The 15830-nt window shown below is 49.8% G+C and carries 10 protein-coding genes; 2 read left to right on the top strand and 8 right to left on the bottom strand.

The genetic code is table 11. The annotated features are described in order from the left end of the window. The first annotated feature begins 601 nt into the window (after positions 1-601). Together VE954_RS18405 and VE954_RS18410 are read left to right on the top strand one after the other, a co-directional pair. Complete coding sequence (locus VE954_RS18405; protein WP_324955409.1) at positions 602-1078, top strand: hypothetical protein; 477 nt, start codon at positions 602-604, stop codon at positions 1076-1078. Positions 1079-1110: 32 nt separating this feature from the next. Further along, a complete protein-coding gene (locus VE954_RS18410; protein WP_324955411.1) occupies positions 1111-1608 on the top strand; it encodes a hypothetical protein in 498 nt (165 codons plus the stop codon). Positions 1609-1659: 51 nt separating this feature from the next. Here VE954_RS18410 and VE954_RS18415 read toward each other — a convergent pair whose 3' ends face one another. The 8 genes from VE954_RS18415 to VE954_RS18450 all read right to left on the bottom strand — a co-directional run bounded on the left by VE954_RS18415 (position 1660) and on the right by VE954_RS18450 (position 15444). After that, entirely contained in the window at positions 1660-2847 is a 1188-nt protein-coding gene (locus VE954_RS18415; RefSeq protein WP_324955413.1) for a trypsin-like serine protease, read from the bottom strand. A 55-nt stretch (positions 2848-2902) separates the two neighbouring features. Then, positions 2903-4774 (bottom strand): HEAT repeat domain-containing protein, encoded by a 1872-nt coding sequence (locus VE954_RS18420; RefSeq protein ID WP_324955415.1) that lies wholly within the window; start codon positions 4772-4774, stop codon positions 2903-2905. Between the two features lie 13 nt (positions 4775-4787). Continuing rightward, the gene (locus tag VE954_RS18425; RefSeq protein WP_324955417.1) at positions 4788-6995 is read right to left on the bottom strand and encodes a hypothetical protein; all 2208 of its coding nucleotides are present in this window, start codon (positions 6993-6995) and stop codon (positions 4788-4790) included. Continuing rightward, entirely contained in the window at positions 6992-8188 is a 1197-nt protein-coding gene (locus tag VE954_RS18430; RefSeq protein WP_324955419.1) for a hypothetical protein, read from the bottom strand. The genes VE954_RS18425 and VE954_RS18430 overlap by 4 nt, the downstream gene beginning before the upstream one ends. Before the next feature lie 39 nt (positions 8189-8227). Continuing rightward, complete coding sequence (locus tag VE954_RS18435) at positions 8228-10471, bottom strand: hypothetical protein (RefSeq protein ID WP_324955421.1); 2244 nt, start codon at positions 10469-10471, stop codon at positions 8228-8230. Positions 10472-10715: 244 nt separating this feature from the next. Next, positions 10716-11312, bottom strand: a complete 597-nt coding sequence (locus VE954_RS18440; RefSeq protein WP_324955423.1) for a hypothetical protein — start codon at positions 11310-11312, stop codon at positions 10716-10718. A gap of 9 nt (positions 11313-11321) precedes the next feature. Beyond that, positions 11322-14399 (bottom strand): S1 family peptidase, encoded by a 3078-nt coding sequence (locus VE954_RS18445; protein ID WP_324955425.1) that lies wholly within the window; start codon positions 14397-14399, stop codon positions 11322-11324. A 103-nt stretch (positions 14400-14502) separates the two neighbouring features. After that, on the bottom strand, positions 14503-15444 hold the full coding sequence (locus VE954_RS18450; protein WP_324955427.1) for a hypothetical protein: 942 nt from the start codon (positions 15442-15444) through the stop codon (positions 14503-14505). Positions 15445-15830: the final 386 nt, after the last annotated feature.

Below are 15830 nucleotides of genomic sequence, written 5' to 3' on the forward strand. Positions count from 1 at the left end.
CTGGCTTTTGCATCTTTACCAAGCACTCAAACGGACGCTTCAAAATTCAACTGTATTTTGATCACCAACTGCGGGTGATGAGGCAGGATACGATCAGGTGGGGACGGAGTCTAACCGTGACTTGCTGGGGCGCTTACCTTCCTTCGAACAGGACAGATCCGAAAATTCGAAGGTCGCTACGCTTGAGGAGAGCGAGGCTACCTAATCGCTCGGCTGGTTGGCTCATTGAAGTCGAGCGCGTCTCCTCTCCAAACGCTCGAGTACAAGCATGAACAGTTAGGGTCAGACCGCTCAGAACTAACAACTGACCAAGTACGCGTCTCAGCCGCAACATGGGATACCACTCCAAAATAGAAATAGAAGGCCTGTCACATGTTTGGATTTGCAAACTAATTGCCGTTATTTTTCTCAATAATATCAATGTGAAAACGTGGAGGTCCATCTCTGGAGTCAGGCCAAGCGTCTGGAATTTTGAGAGTATGTGTTCGAGCCGGTGGCCCCGGATTTCCATGGGGTGCAATATCTTTCTCCAGCTTGTGTCCCCTGTGCTACGTCAGCGGTATTGGGACCGCGTTTGAACCTAAATTGTGCAGGATTTCGCATGAAAATACGTGCCATCATTTTAGTAACGTGCCTTGCAGCTTGGCAAAATGTTTTAGCGGCTCCAGCAGATAGCTCTATATCCGCAATTCTGACATCTAAAAATGCACAGCTGCAAAAGTCATATCAGGATCTGGAAAGCCGCGTGAAATCCCTCGAAGCAGCCCTTGACCGCTTGAAGCAAGTTGAGCTGGCTGCGAATAGTGCCAAGGATGCAGCTGCTGTTGCACAAACCTCTGCCAACAATGCTCAAGCTTCTGCAAATAATGCTCAAGCCACTGCAAACATAGCTCATCATTCTTATACAAACGTCAGCTACGCGGGACTACGAAGCTTTCATGAGGGTTGTGTTCCTAACGACTCAGCAGGACCAAACTGTATGGCAGCGGCTCATCGTTACTGCGGCAGCCTTGGCTTTGCGGCTGGACTAGTTCAGGAAGTTGGCAGCGATGCGTATGCCGTAGCTTGTTTTCGCTAATAAAACCAATTTCAGTTTCAGAGGAACCCGATATGAAAAACTTTATAGTTAAAAGTCTCCTGCTTGCCTCGATCGTGGCGCCTGCAGCCGGGGCCCTCGCCCAGGATAACGCGCAAAATTCATTGCATGCTGTGCAGCAGGCAAGTATCGCCATCCTTAAGAAAAAGTTAGAGGCTCTGGAAGCCCAAAACAAGGACCTGGCTACCCGACTTGCGAAAGTGGAGGGTATAGCGGCTGATAGTGCCACCAAAGGGACAAATGCCCAGACAACAGCCAACGACGCCGTTGCCCGGGCCAACAATGCCCAGGCCACAGCCAATGATGCTGTTAATCGAGCTAACAATGCCAGCAGCCGTGCGGCTAGTCCTGTTGTTATGGTCGGTCATGAATCAGGTCGCCCCTGGGCTCAGTGCCCTGATGGCTACCACTGGATTGGTGGTTTCAACTTTGGCGAGCCCCAGGTGAATGTGGCGTATCCAGAAGTCAACCGCTGGCATAAAAGCTGGGCATGGTTCTGTGCCAAAGACTGAACTCAAGCTCGCTGACAATGAAAAAGCTCTGGATGAGAATCCAGGGCTGTTTTACTTTTCCACCGAAATTTTTAGCTGAGGCCTTGTGTGCTGCAGGGTGGAAAGTTCGTCGGGTAACGCTGGTTTGGAATTGAAGAGAGTTAGACTTTGTACGTTGGCATGGTCCTTCAAAGCCTGAGTCAAACCTTTAAAGCCCTGACTATGCAGGATATTGAGCTGCTTTAGATGGGTCAGGCTTCCAAGCCCTGTGAGATCAACTCCCGCTTCTGTTCCATTGAGTGTCAGTATTTCAAGGCCCTGCCATTGGGCAAGCAGACCCAATTCACTTTGATCGACAGCCTGAAACGTTGCATTCTTAACTGAAGCTAAAAATCGAAGTTCCTTGGGATTGGCAACGGCCTCGAATTTTATAGGTTTCGACGTGGCAACGGCCGCGTTCCAAAGCACATCTAGGCCTTTGCAGGAGATCAGGGCCTCACGCAATGGAGCAAGCTTGGGTTTTTGCTGCTCCGTAGGAATAAGGCTTAAAATAACATTCTGCATCAGGGGCCATGAATCACTCGTGTAATCCTGGCCCTGACAAAGATCTTCCATAGCCAGGTAAAACGGTTTTGATTTCTGACGGTGAACGCCATCCTTGTCAAGCCCTGCTATCCATTTTTTGTAGGGTTCCAGGGGTGTAATCAAGCGCTCAGAGTCGTCGCAGCGAAAAGACGACGATGTGAGGGGATAGGAAAGCCCGGTTAGAAAGCCTACAAGTCTTTTGTCGTGGCCCGCTTCATGAACAACAGAACCCCCCGAGTCCCCATAGCATGGCCTATCGCGGCCCTGAGCTTCCATCAAGAGCAGAGGGGTCAGTCTTGGACCCTGGAGGGAGCTGACCCACTTAAGGGGTATTCTGACGACCTGGAGGGTATCAGGACGCACGGTTTCCAGAACGAACGACCCGGGAGGATTCGGCTTTGGAATCCAATCTTTCAGTTCTTGAAAATTTGGCCAAGGTTTTTGCAGGTCCAAAACGGCGATGTCGTAGCTGGGAAAGTAACCCTCACGATCGACCAGGGATCGAACACTGGCGACGTCTTGAAAATGTTTGCCAGGCACAGATTTGAGCAAAATACTTTTAGGATCAAGGTCGCTCAAACAATGGAGGGGAACGAGAACCTGAGTCGGTCGATAAACCACAGCATTACAGATAAACTTTTTGTCCTGGGCTTTCACCAAAACAGCTCGAGGCATTGTGGAGGCAAGTCCTGGTATGGACAAGAACCACAACGCCATAGCCGCAACCAGGTTAATTACGTTTCCCAAGTATAATACCCTCAACTTTTCTGCAAACGTCGGGGTGAGCACACTGTTTGAAATAGTCCTGAAGGATGGCAATCGCGCCGGCTCGGTCCACTTCGCCCTTGCCTAAGACATCTATCAAATTCATCGCTACGTTGGGATCTTTTTCCTGAAAGAGCATGGTCCGCAGCTGGGCCAGTTGATCGCCCTGGTATTGCTTGTCATCGAGGTATTTGCTGGCATCACGTCGAACGCTGAGGTCAGCATCATGATGGGCCAGGTTCAGCAGGATCTGCTTGGATGGTTCGGAGCCAGGTCCGTCAACTCGTCTAAGCATCTCGGCGCCAAACTGCCGCTCACGGGCTTGTTTCGATCCGACGTAGGGATTGGCAAACTCCAGAGTATTGGGATGACCAAGGTTGCCGAGTGCCACCACATAGGGACGTTTGTTCTCCAGAGTTGCTTCTGTGCTGATACCTTTTTCGATCCGCTCCAAAACCGCATCCTTGATAGAAGGATCAATCGCTTCGTGCCCCACGCTGCCCAGGTGCATCACGACATTCGAATAATTTGGGTCTTCGTGCGGTGTTTCATCATGCATCTGAATCAATCGTTCCGCCAGCTGCGTGTCGAGGTTCTTGTCGAGTGCAAAGTTAAAAAGAACCTGATTGACCTTTTCCGGGTTGTCCCAATGTTCCTTGGTGAAGTCGAGGAGTTTATTCTGCAGTTCCGGGTTGTCGGACTTAAGCATCACCATAGCCAGGATGTCGAATCTACTATCCTTGCCGTCGAGTTCGTCCATCTGCTGGAGGATAATCCCGCTCAATTCGGGATGAAGCTTAAGGAAAGCCAGAAGGATTTCATAGAGGCGGTAGGAGTCAACGATGCGTACGCCGCTGCCGAGATCGAGGAACTCCTGGAACTTGGTTTTGAAATCCAGACCCTCGATGCGCTTTTGAAGAATCGCGAGCTCAGCTTCTTTGAATTCTTCCAGCCCATGGAGTGTGCCGGGTTGCGTGGCCAGTTTCAGCTGGTCGAGATTGAGCCGCTGCTTGCCTTCGGTGGCTTCCTCCTGAACATATTGAACAGACAGTGCCGTATGCTCTTCCTGGACAATACTTTCGCCCGAATAGTTCTGGGCCTTTGTTACGCCAGTGGCGGAGACAAGTCTCAATTGACCCTCACCCAGGTCGTATTGATATTCGCCGCTCAGTTGAGAACGCTTTCTCGGCGAGGGCATACGTTCCGTCGCATAGCCTTCAATACTTTTCTTGATGCGCATCGGTCCAAATTCTTTGACCGTCTGTTGCACCCATCGAGCATCGGCCTTATGCGGCTCCTGAAGACGACCTGCGCGGAGCTGAGGCAAGGCTTCATTTAAGATCGTCCGCACAAGATTGCGGGACACGGTGTTGGAAGTTTTTGCGAACAACAGCTGGGATATGCCACCGCGATTACCGAGTGTAAAATACACAGGGGTCTTCAAACCTTCCCGGGTTGAATCGGTGATCTGCTTGGATTTGTCGGCCAGGATAAACTCGACCGAGGGAGTTGGCAACACGAGGGCAAAATGAGTTGCCTTGTCATTGCTTTCCAGGACCACGAACTGAGCTGCCAACTCTTGCATTTTCACTTCATAAGGGATGGGCGTAGCTGGTGCGGTACCCTGAGTCGCCCAGGCTTTTTCGAAGGCAGTCCAGCCTTTTTGCTGCAACTCGATTGTGTAGACGTAGGTTTTTCCGGCTTCCCACGTATAGCGTCGTGATTGAAGATCTTTATTGTCGAGAAAATGAGCCCGGTAAAAAAAGTAGCCGAGTATCACCACACCGACTGTTATGGCCATTCCGAACTGAAAAGCTTTCTTTTTCACCAGACTCATATCTCAACCTTCATTACTTTGTAACAGTTTCAACAACAGCATCTTTTTTCTGATTCACTGCAGCCATTTCTTTCAGGATGCTGGCTTTGACGCCAGATACCTGCCGTGCTTCGTCTGAATTCACAAAAGTCGCGATTTCCTTGAAAATCTGGGACTCTTTGACTTTGACCGAGCTTTCCAACTCAACCAGCTGCTTCTCTTTTTCGTCCAGGTCGGAGATTTGCTCCAGGACAGCCACCTGTTCGTGATTGAAGGTATTGGCATCACCCTCAATCTTGCGGCCCTCGGGACCAACGAATATCTTATAGTTTAGGAAGCGGCGGTCGTCATTGTAACCTTCCCAGTTCACGAGGTCGACTTCATACCGGACGCGCAGGCCATCGATCGTCGTTTTAGGAACACCCATCGCGCAGCACTTGAATTTCTTTTTGAGCTTTTTAATGCCCTTGGAAACCTGACCACCGATATTGTTTGCGAAGTCCTGAACAATTTTAGCAGCTTTTGGTGAAACTGCGGCAACATTTTTCAGAATCGACTGAGCGGCATCGCCCAGGTCTTTAATAGTATCAATGATCCCTTCCAGCAGCTCGCCCAGTGGTCCCATAGGATCCACGAAGGCGAAGCCATAGAGGCGACCGTTGAGCATGCCGATGTGGGAATCACCGGTCAAAGCACCTTCAATCACAGGATATCCCGAACCCCGGAACTTGATAGCCGCTTCGCCACGTAAGTCGGCGCGTGCTTCGATCAGGCTCACTTCGCCGCCGACACCGGCTTCGATCACGTCCTGCACACCGACAGACGCTTCGCCATAAGCTTTGGCGTTCATCGCGGCAAACGTATTCGCGTGAACGGACAGGAGGTTAATACCGAGGCCCCAGCCGACCTGCCCTGTGAACGAGCCGCCTACCCGCAGTACGCAGGGAATAGGGCCCACCGAAAACTGCTGAGCATAGTTTTCAGCCCAGTCCTTATACAAAGCTCGATCGTCACCTTCTTCGATCTTGAAATCCTTGACCGCGCCTTTCTTCTCAATACAGGCGCCAATGATACAGAATTTAAGGAGACCACGTGCGTTCTCATCATCCATGTAACTGTCGAGGGTCGCTTCGAAAATTCTTTGGTCGAGGACTTCGAAGAGTTTCAAGCCGGCAACAGCCTGACCCTGAAATGACTGAATGGTCTTCTTTTTGCCGCCTTCCTGCTTTTGGCCCCCACGCAATTCGGCCCAGGCATTGGCATAAATCAGGGCCGAGCTACGGTCGCCCATCGTAAAGCCAGGCCATTGATAGCTTTTTTGCAGATCCAAATCATAACGGCGTTCCAACACGGTCTGTGGAAACGTTGGAACGGCGGGCAGCTGCAGTTCGGGTGGCAGGAGTTCTGATGCCGTGGTCGCCAGCGTGAAAATCTTTTCCGGTGTAGGATTCTTCAAAGCATCTTGAACCGACTTCAGCTGCTCTTTAACAGCTTCGATATTCGCAGGGGTGACCCATTGCGTCATTTGAAAGAGGGGGTTGTCTTCGGTAAGACCAAGCTCTTCCATCAATGCATCGCGTTTTGCCATGATCTCGTTCAGCATGTCACCGCCGCCAAGGCTGTCAAACATGGTGAGTCCGAGACCGCAGAATATCTTTTCCTGCTGATTCAGTTTGGGAACCAAATCTTTCACTTTAATGCGCTTGCCGCCAAGGCTGACGCTGTCATTATCCTGATAAGTCTGACCAGTCAAAGGATTGGTGCCCAGGGTCGCCGCCGACACGCTGCCGCATTTGCTTTCGTTCAAATTGAAGTTGGTTGCCATCTTTTCGAGATCGAGGTCCGTGGCACTTCGAACCTGGCGCAGCCAGAGATCGGGGTTCGCGACCTGAGTGATGATAGCTTTCGGATCACCTTCGCGAAGCGTCTCACCGATCGAATTCAAAGCCTGTTCAAATCGGTTCAGGAATTTGACAGCTTCGCCCGCATAGTAGGGTTCGAATTGACCATTTTTTTCGAGCAGAACGATATCGGACTCCGATAGCGGCATCGAAGTCATAGGATCCATAAATTCGGCAGGATCCAAAGGTTCAAAATCGCGTTTTGTCTGGTGATCGAAGTTAAGCTGCAGGTAGCTCTTCACTTCCGACAGATCCTGCGCACAGACTGCCTGGGGCAGTGCGACAAAGCTCAGGCCTGCCAGCATCATTCGAGAGTGTTTCATGAGATTGATTGTTTTCACTGGCTTGCTCCGGTATTCACGATGGTCGAGCCTTGGCCGGCCTGGTAGAGCATCTTTTCGAAATAGGCAAGATCCGCTTGCGACCATTTCTGGATTTTAAAGAAATTCATGTCCACACTATTGAGGACCCGCAGCATTTCGCAGTCGACTCCCGACCAGCTCATGCTTTTCCGACAAAGCGCAGTCAAGCGTGCTCTTTCGGTTTTTGCCAGGTTCCCCACAGCCTTGGCCATGGAACCCTGACTAACCTTGGCTTTCAATTTGTCCTGAAACGTTTTCAGGCCCGTGGTGATGCGTTCGGCCTTGAGCTTGCGGATCTGATCCCCAGCTTCAAAGGAGCCGATTTCCTGGAGCAGCTTCGCGCTCTGCGCCACCAGGACCTTTTCCCGATCCAGGGCTGTGAAGAGAAAGCCGGTATCCACCAGGGCGATACCCTTGTTCAGGCCGTATTCGAAATCCACAATCTTCGGATCCATTTCTTTGCTGAATTGGATGAAGGCTTTGGTTTCGGCAATCTGCGCTTCCAGCTCAGGAAACTGGATGGCCAGGAGAGTGATCTGGGCAATCACATAGTCCGAGACAAGCGTCATCTGTTTCTGCAGTGTTTTTACTTTTTCTTTTTCCAGTTCGGTCGAAAGCGTGTCAACCGTTGCTATAAGCTCCGAATGACGCTGATTCAGGGTCTTGACGAAGTCAGCATATTTCGGCCAGCTGGCCTCTTGCAGGAGAGGCCGGCCTTTGAGGTTGGTCGCGACCAGGGCACTGCGATCAGCAATCTGAAGGGCCGCTTGAGCCAGTTTGAAATAATCGCGGTTCAGAACTTCAATTTTATCTTGAACTTCGATACCAAAGCTTGCGAAGTTGGAACGGTTGATCAACTTGCTCCCTTCGGCAATGTTCTTCCACTGAGTCAGCCATGCATCGGCATTCGTCAGCCAGCTTTCCACATCCTTTTTCAAACCGCTGGAGCCCATGACCATCTCGGACTGGATGGATTTGATCGCAGCAAACTGAGTGCTCAAATCAGCTGTGCCGGAGTCCATTTGGCGAATGGCGTTTTCGCGTTGGCTGAGTTCTGTTCGACGGGCAGTAATCTGATCCATTTCTGCAAGATCGATAGCTGCCAATGCCTTGCCGTTCCAGATCGCCATGACGAGCAGGGAAGCTGAGACGGGAACGTTCCACTTTTTCATAGTTTCCACCTTGTCGAGTAAGAAGCGACTTGCCGTCGATCAGTTCGTGCCTTTGATCATTTTATCCAGCTGCTCTCTCAGTGTGCCGATTCGAGTCCGGAGAGTGGCTTCAATGCGCTTGACCTTTGCCATATAGGAATTGGCTTCGGCCAATGATGTTTCGAGAACTTTACGAGCACCTTGGATGGCCGTGTCGAGGTTGACGACAGCCGATGATTGGCTCGACGCAATCTTGCTCAAGGAGATCTCGAGGTTCTGCAGGTAGATCAAGAACACGTGAGAATCCTGGTCAGCACTTGTTACATAATCGAGAGTCACGGCATAGCCGGCTTCGTAACCCGCTTCCTTGTCTTTTTTCTCGAGTTCATCCTTGGTCATGATGTTCTGGCTTAGGATTTTCAGTGTCACAGGATCAGCGGCACCAGACAAGCAGGCATTAATATCGATTGTGTAGTGCTGGGCTAACTCAGCTTGAGAACAGGTTCTGTCTCCGCAGATCCCTTTAAGCAGTTCGTCTGCATTGGGTTCTTTCCAGTCGGTGTTGCTGGCAATGAAATCTTTTTCTGCCGTCACGACGCTGTAAAGGTTGTTGATCAACTCGATGTGGTTATGAATCCATGTACAAGCAGGTGCATTCACTGTTGTTGTGTTGATCTTAAGATTTTCCAGAGCTTCAATATGTTTCCGTTCACTTTCCAAAGTTTGACCAAGGAACGTGGCTTTATATTGGAGCAGGGTGATTGTATCGGCAGTCGGAACTTTGTTGGAGTTAATGTTACAGGTTGGGCGATCCTGGGCCAGCGCGATGCCCTGGCAACGTACAACCGACAACCAGAGGGATCGGTCTTCGCCTACTTCATCGCTTACGAAAAGGTTGGAAATGCTCGATGCATCGGTTTTTGTGTAGGACAAATCGAGTTCCAGCAGTTCAGGCTGTCTTTTGAATAATTTAACTTGAGTAAAGTCATTGTGATTCGCCAGGATGGTTTCCACTTTAGCGAGACGCGGCAAATCGAAGCCATCCTTCACGCCGTTGTAACTCATGTCCAGGTACTGCAGGTCCTGGCTTTTTTCGAGTTCGGCAAAGTTGCCAACTGCGTTCTGCTTAATGTCAAGGAAAGCGAGTTTAGGTTTGTTCGCAAGTCCTGTGATGTTCGTTAGACCCGCATTTTGTGCACCCAAATGCTGCAGCGAAGCAAAGTTCTGGAAATCAGACCCTGCACGAGGTGTTTGGTTGGTTGTCAGATAGCTCAATCCAGGAGCATCGAGTTGAGCCAGGGGTAAGTTACTCATGTCGATCGACAGTGATGTCAGCTTTTTGAACCCGGTGAGATCGGCAGTGGACAGATCCAGGGTGGTACCACTCGTGTTCAATGAAGTCAGACGACCTTTGAGAGCACTGAATGGAACTTTCACGTTTTGACCATCGACTGTCGCAAGACCGTTCAGGGTGGCGATATTCGAAACTTCGCTTAGATCGGTCACGGCCGTACCGACCAACTGCAGGCTTTTCAGAGTTTTGCCGTAGGAACTGCTCGAGATCCCATTGATATTTTGCAGCGCCGAGCTCTTGATCGTCAGGCTTTCCAATGGTTTGATACCGTCGAATGCAACCATTTGGGCGATCGAGTCGTTGTAAACCATAAGGTCGGTCAGAGCAGGGATCTCACGCAATGGAGCCAGGTTAAGTGCGCCTTCCGATTTGATCCAAAGCGTTTTCAGTTTTGGTAGATTTTTTATGGCTGAAAGATCGATTGTTTTGTTTGTGAAAATATACAGGGCTTCCAGTTCCTGGAAACTGGACAGGTTGCTGATATTCTCAAGAACTTCGGAATCGATCCAAAGGGATTTGATCTTGTTGGGACCGGAGATATCAATCGACTTCAGACTTGTGCTGAGAATCGACACATTCTTCAGTTTACTGAGGCCCTGAATGCCGTTAAGGCTTTGCACGGAGCTGCCCAGGATTGTGAGGCTTTCGAGCGAGCCCAGGGTCTTAAGCCCTTGCAGGTCGACATTGCCCTCGACCAAATAGGTCTCGAGCTCGGCCAACTTGCTTGCTGTTGCGAGCATTTCAGCATCAACAGGGGTTTTGGTGCTGATGGAAGTGACAGTCTTGAGTTCGTTCCTTGCCGTGCTGCAGTCCGAGGCGCTAACAGCATTCATAATGGCACCAGCTGAACTGGAACCGGTCCCGCAGGCGCTGGAAAAGTCCTGCTTCAGGGACGAAGCGGAATTGGTGCTGGAGTCAACCGAGCATCCCGCCATGTAAACAGTGTACAAACCAAGTACCAGAAACCTGGACGAGATCCTCATTTCGATGCCTTTCTTAATTACTTAATAATATCAATGAAGTATGAATCTGTGAGACGGAAATCTCACGAATCTCTTAGAAGCGCGCTCAGTAGAACCTGGAACATCAGGTTTATTGCAGGTTTCGAGATAAAAAGGAGAAGAGGTCAAGGGGTAAGATTGGGGGAAAAACAAAGAAACCACCCAACTGAGAGGTGGTTTCTGTTTTGACAATCTAGTCGCCAATACGCAGGTAGCAGTAGCGGCCTTGCTTGACAGTCAGGACGTGGGGCATGTCATCAGCATAAAGTTCCAGGACTTTGATGCCCGATCTTATTCCACAGTGCGCCTTGAATTCCGCATACCTGGGATCATCGCCCGACTCAACACTCCAGTAGGTGAGACGTTTAAGGTCAAATGTAACACCGAGTCCCAATGATGCAATTGTCACGTCCGAAGACTTTTCCAGAAATTTCATGCCTGTGTTGGGCGAACGAATGACCATCATGCGACGTTTTTTCTTCCCAGACAACTTCTCCATCAGATAGATGCGATCTGACTTCCCGTCCTGATCGATGTCCAGCTCGGGGACACACAGACCCGGGCCTGGATCAAGGCAGACTGCTTTCCAGTTCGGGTCTTTTTTGTTCGATCTGACTTCGCCTTCGACTTTGGAAAGATCTGCTTCCAGGTCGTCGCAGTAGCCGGATTTAAAACTGGCTTTGGCGGCAGTGTCGAGGCACACTTTTTTGCGTTCTGATTCCTTGGCGAGAGACAGAGGTGTTGGAACGACGCTTGCCAAAAAAATGACTTTTAATATTGTGCTTCGCATGATTGACCTTTATCTAAACAGGACATGGATATGGTTGTCATGACCGGGGTAATGCCTGAAGATGCTGGATTTTCCACGAACTGGATCCAGGACGTACTGGCCGTCTTTCTTGATAAAAGGACTGATATAGCGACCGTCAGACGCTTTAACATCTGTCAATTCCTGCACACGTTTGATCACGCTGTCAATAGCATCCGCTCGTTTAACAAGATTGACCTTCTTTGGGTCTTTCCTATCACTGTCGGTCACGTGGGCTTTCTTCAGATAGAAATAAATCAGACTAACGGAATCGGCGAAAGATTTATCATCAAGCAATTTGAGTACATCGTTCACAGTTTTATCTGTGTTGTATCCATGGGAAAGATCAAAGCTTTTACCATCCGTATGGGAACCATGAGGATAGAAGTAACCGCCATGGATATTGGCTGCGTCTGTTACCATCATCGTTGTAAATTGCTCAACGTGCTTGAAGGTATCTGCGCGAGCCCATTTGTCGCCTCCAAAAGACCGATCCAGGTCATCCGTGCCAGCTATATTTTTATCAGGGTACCATGTCAGGGGGTTGATTTTGATCGCATAAGCTTTGGTTTTAACGGTGGTGCCTGTTTTAATCCGAACAAGAAGTTGAACCTTATAACCCTTGGCATCCGACCGCGGAACGATCGTCTGGGGGAAGCGGAACAACGGGGCTCGAGTTGTGACAGTCGCGGTTTCGTTCGGTGCAACCGTCCTAACCAACGCGTTCTTCACTGATGGATCGTAGATTTCTCCGATACCAAGCTCTTTAACCCCATCATAAATGACCAGTTTAATATCTTCGATATTGGCGCCTTTCGCAGACGAAATGCCTAAATTACCCCACAAGCTGTGGAAGCCTTTTAGTTTCGGATCAAAGACGCATTTGTCGGCACAAGGACCAAGGCTGATATTTTCCAGAGGAGCTGGGCGAAGGGAACGCTCGATGATGGCTTCAGTCACTTTCTTGGGATCAGTCTTATCTTTTATCTTTACAATTTTTGTGTAGACAGTTTTATCAACACCATCATCGAGACTAAATGTGTCGACAGCCACCTCATCTTCACGAACTTCCCCCACGATCAGCTCGGGAACGCCATAGGTCTGGTCAAACGAGGTCATTTTTATTGTAACTTCGACCGGTTCCGCGCTGTTGCTTACAATGTGCTCGATTTGGTCAAAAAAGAGGCCATTGGACGCTGGAGATATGGATGATGAATCCAAATTTCCTAAGTACTCAGTGACCGCCCCTTGAGCGTTTCTGACTTGAACGACATACTCACCCAAGGCCCGAGGGTTGTAGATGGAGCCGGCATCAAAGCCCCGAACCCGCAGCGCAAAGCTGAGCTCCAGGGTCCGGCGTCCTTTGGTGGGCTGAAAGGTTTTAACCAGTTCTGCGGTCTGACCGACGTCAGGCGAAATCACAACATAGTTTTTCTCATCATGCAAAACAAAAGGCGTATCAGTAAGGTAGCGGGCGGCGTTCACCGACGAAGTCCGAGTTGTGTTGAACATTTCGTTGCGTCGGATGGCTGCGACTGGCCCGGGTGATGTTGAACCACCGGCTATGCTCACAGCGCCCGTTCCGCCGTCCTTTAAATCCTTGCCTTTTACAACTCGGAACGCTTGTGATCCATTCACAATGGTCCAACCTGCAAGACCCTTCGACCAATCAAGGTTTTCATTGGTGCTTAGGTTTGCGAGGCGGCCACCTTGAAGTGTCGCGCCGGTCGCCATCGCCGTAAAAAACTCAGTATAGGATAAACCCAGCCCAGGGAAATCGATTCGAGCTACAGCGGCCATTTTCGGTACGTTTTTGAAAACCAGTTCATTCCCTTCAAACCAGCCGCGACCGCGTGCTGCAATCTCAGGATTCAAGATAAGGTCAGCTCTCATATCCAGTTCGGCGGAATTGATGACTTCTGGCGCCGCCAGTCGTATCGTGCGACTGCCTGCGTATACTTGAATTTCTTCTTCGAAGATCGGGGTGTTATCTGCATCCACGGCAACGAGACTCAAGGCGTTTACGCCTTCCAAAAGGGCCTGTTTTAGAGTGAAGCGCGTTCCATTTGTGATGATGTCGCTGGCTTCAATGGCGACGCCGTTCAATGTGAATGAAAAATCAAACTCCGTAAATGAAGATGATAGTTCGACCGTCGGATTCGAGCCCACGGGCATGAAACTGCCGTCTACACCTTCGACGAGCTGAAAGCTAAAGTTCGTTTGCTGAATTGGAAGTTGATTACTGATGGAGCTACTTAAAAAATCCTTGATCTCTGGCTCGACGAGATTCAAATAAACTGAATACTTCCCGTCAGCATCAGAGCTGTCATTTGACTTTCGATAGGAAGCCAAGCCCACCAATGCGCCTTGGCTGTTTAAAACCGGGCCGCCTTGGTCGCCATCAACGCTGAGACCACTTTCTTGAACAGTCGTGAAAAATTGCTTGCCAAAGGTATCCGCTTCGAATTTATCCAGAATGGTATCAAAAGTTTTAAGGTAACGAAGAATTGTATAACCGCCGTCACACTTTTCATTGGTCTGGAGTTTTTCACAGCCGGCGCCGAAAACTTTCAGGTTGCTCCCGACGGCCGGGTGGTGATCAGAAAGTGCAGCAACAGAAACCTTGCCATCAATCAAGGTCGGAAAACTGGCCAAACGAATAAGGGCCACATTGTAGGGGCTGGTCTCCCCATCGTTCGCTTCATAATTGGGATGAATATTGATGTTGGTGATAATTGGGGCCGGAGCCCGCGTCCCGTCGCCCGTAACCAGTAGGGTCAATTGAACCGGATTGTTGCCAGACCCTGACAAGCAGCTGGCTGCTGTGAGAACCTGCGTTGAAGAAACCCGGACACCAGTACAGGTCTTGGTCAAATAAACACCGCCGACAGGATCGGGATAACGGAGCAGGAGACCAACGGCCGGTCCCTTTTCACCAGCCGAAACCGGCCTGCCACCGACGATCCCGAGTTTGGAAGTCCCCACGTTCGACGTGCCGCATCCACTTAATAGAGTGAGAAGGCTCATTAAAACAAATGAATACGCAAGCGAACAAGGGAGCCGAAGCATGGACTTCTCCTGAATTTCGGACATTTTTGGGTTGAGGTTGAGGGCTGTTCTTTAACAGCTCCTCAGGGGATTCTCATCGCTTTCGAATATTGCAGCTGGGGCCTTAGGGCAGAATCGATCCGTAGTTGTGGATCATGTTGGCCATGAAGACGCAATCCCAGCCCATGCTTTCAAGCCAAGGTTGCTGATCTGAATCGCGCTCCCAGCTCCATTGAAAACGGCGGAACTCATTATTTTGACCGGGTTTAGGGCAGTAGGCCAAAACTTTGTCCACAACTTGTGATGAAGGACCTTCGACGAGAAGTTGGAAGAATGGATTGCCTTGATCCCTGTTATAGACCTTGGAGGCTATAAGGCGCGACCGTTCCACAGAAGATTGCATGGTGAGACGGAGGAAGGATGAAACAGCTTTAAGATGCAGTGTATATCCGCGTGGTTCCCGTTCGGCTGTCTCAATTTCCAGATCTCCGACGTCCAGGGTCTCGTGCTTGTTCATCTCTTTATGAGCGGGAAGGCCAAGAAAATCCCAAACACGCTTAAAGAGGGCCCACGTCGCCGGAGTCATCGTACAGCGTCCATCAGTGTCGTCTCGACAGACTCTGTAGAGGTGAAGGATACAGGCTTTGGAATTAAAAGGATTTTTGATGCTACAGGTCTTGTTGTCATTGATCCACGACAGCCAGCGTTGCGCGGCATCCACATCCCGCTTTTTTACAATATAAAGGAGCGCGCCTAATGTCTGGTCGCGTGAGAACGAGTTATCTTGGCCGAGGTTGCCAGGATTTCGTCGTGGTGAGCGCCAAAACTGACCATTTTCGTCCTGCGATGCTTGAACCGCCGAGCATGCTGCTTCCTCACCCGACATACACAGCAAGCCATTGAAAATGATGGAATCGCCATCATCACAGTCTTCCTTGGAAGGCGTAGCGCCGCAGTAGCGGACAACTTCGTTCCTCCAATAAGTTTCTGACTCTTCGAGCGACTGAGCTTGAGCGTGTGCGGCCGAAAGCAAAACTATGGACATAATAATTTTGAGCAGGTTCATGGCGATCTTCCTTTAAGTAAAGCCTGAAGCGCTCAAGAGTCATGACGTTCACGCATATTGCACGGAACCGCAAACGGACCCTTTAATCTATGTCATTTAGTGCTTTGAAAAAAAATGACAAAACAGGAAGAGGAATGCTTGACGAAAAAAACTCAAAGGCATATAACCAGCTTCCTCGCAACTGAGTGAGAAAAAAGAAGAGAAAACAAGGCAACTTGCGGAACTTCTCTCCCTCGGAAAACGAAAGGTTCTTTGAAAACTGAATAGAAGACAGAAAGAAGAAGCGCGAACGTCAATTCTGATGTTTCATCTTCGGATGAGATGTCGGGTTAAAATAAAAAAAAGCGAGCTTCGGCTCGTCCTGGATTTAAACTTTAGAGTTTGAT

This window comes from Oligoflexus sp., from assembly GCF_035638955.1.
GTDB lineage: Bacteria > Bdellovibrionota_B > Oligoflexia > Oligoflexales > Oligoflexaceae > Oligoflexus.

Bases quoted from the DNA above. Each gene is read 5' to 3' on its own strand.
- VE954_RS18445 (WP_324955425.1), bottom strand. From the start codon at position 14,399: ATGCTTCGGCTCCCTTGTTCGCTTGCGTATTCATTTGTTTTAATGAGC.
- VE954_RS18450 (WP_324955427.1), bottom strand. From the start codon at position 15,444: ATGAACCTGCTCAAAATTATTATGTCCATAGTTTTGCTTTCGGCCGCA.
- VE954_RS18415 (WP_324955413.1), bottom strand. From the start codon at position 2,847: ATGCCTCGAGCTGTTTTGGTGAAAGCCCAGGACAAAAAGTTTATCTGT.
- VE954_RS18410 (WP_324955411.1), top strand. From the start codon at position 1,111: ATGAAAAACTTTATAGTTAAAAGTCTCCTGCTTGCCTCGATCGTGGCG.
- VE954_RS18430 (WP_324955419.1), bottom strand. From the start codon at position 8,188: ATGAAAAAGTGGAACGTTCCCGTCTCAGCTTCCCTGCTCGTCATGGCG.
- VE954_RS18440 (WP_324955423.1), bottom strand. From the start codon at position 11,312: ATGCGAAGCACAATATTAAAAGTCATTTTTTTGGCAAGCGTCGTTCCA.
- VE954_RS18405 (WP_324955409.1), top strand. From the start codon at position 602: ATGAAAATACGTGCCATCATTTTAGTAACGTGCCTTGCAGCTTGGCAA.
- VE954_RS18420 (WP_324955415.1), bottom strand. From the start codon at position 4,774: ATGAGTCTGGTGAAAAAGAAAGCTTTTCAGTTCGGAATGGCCATAACA.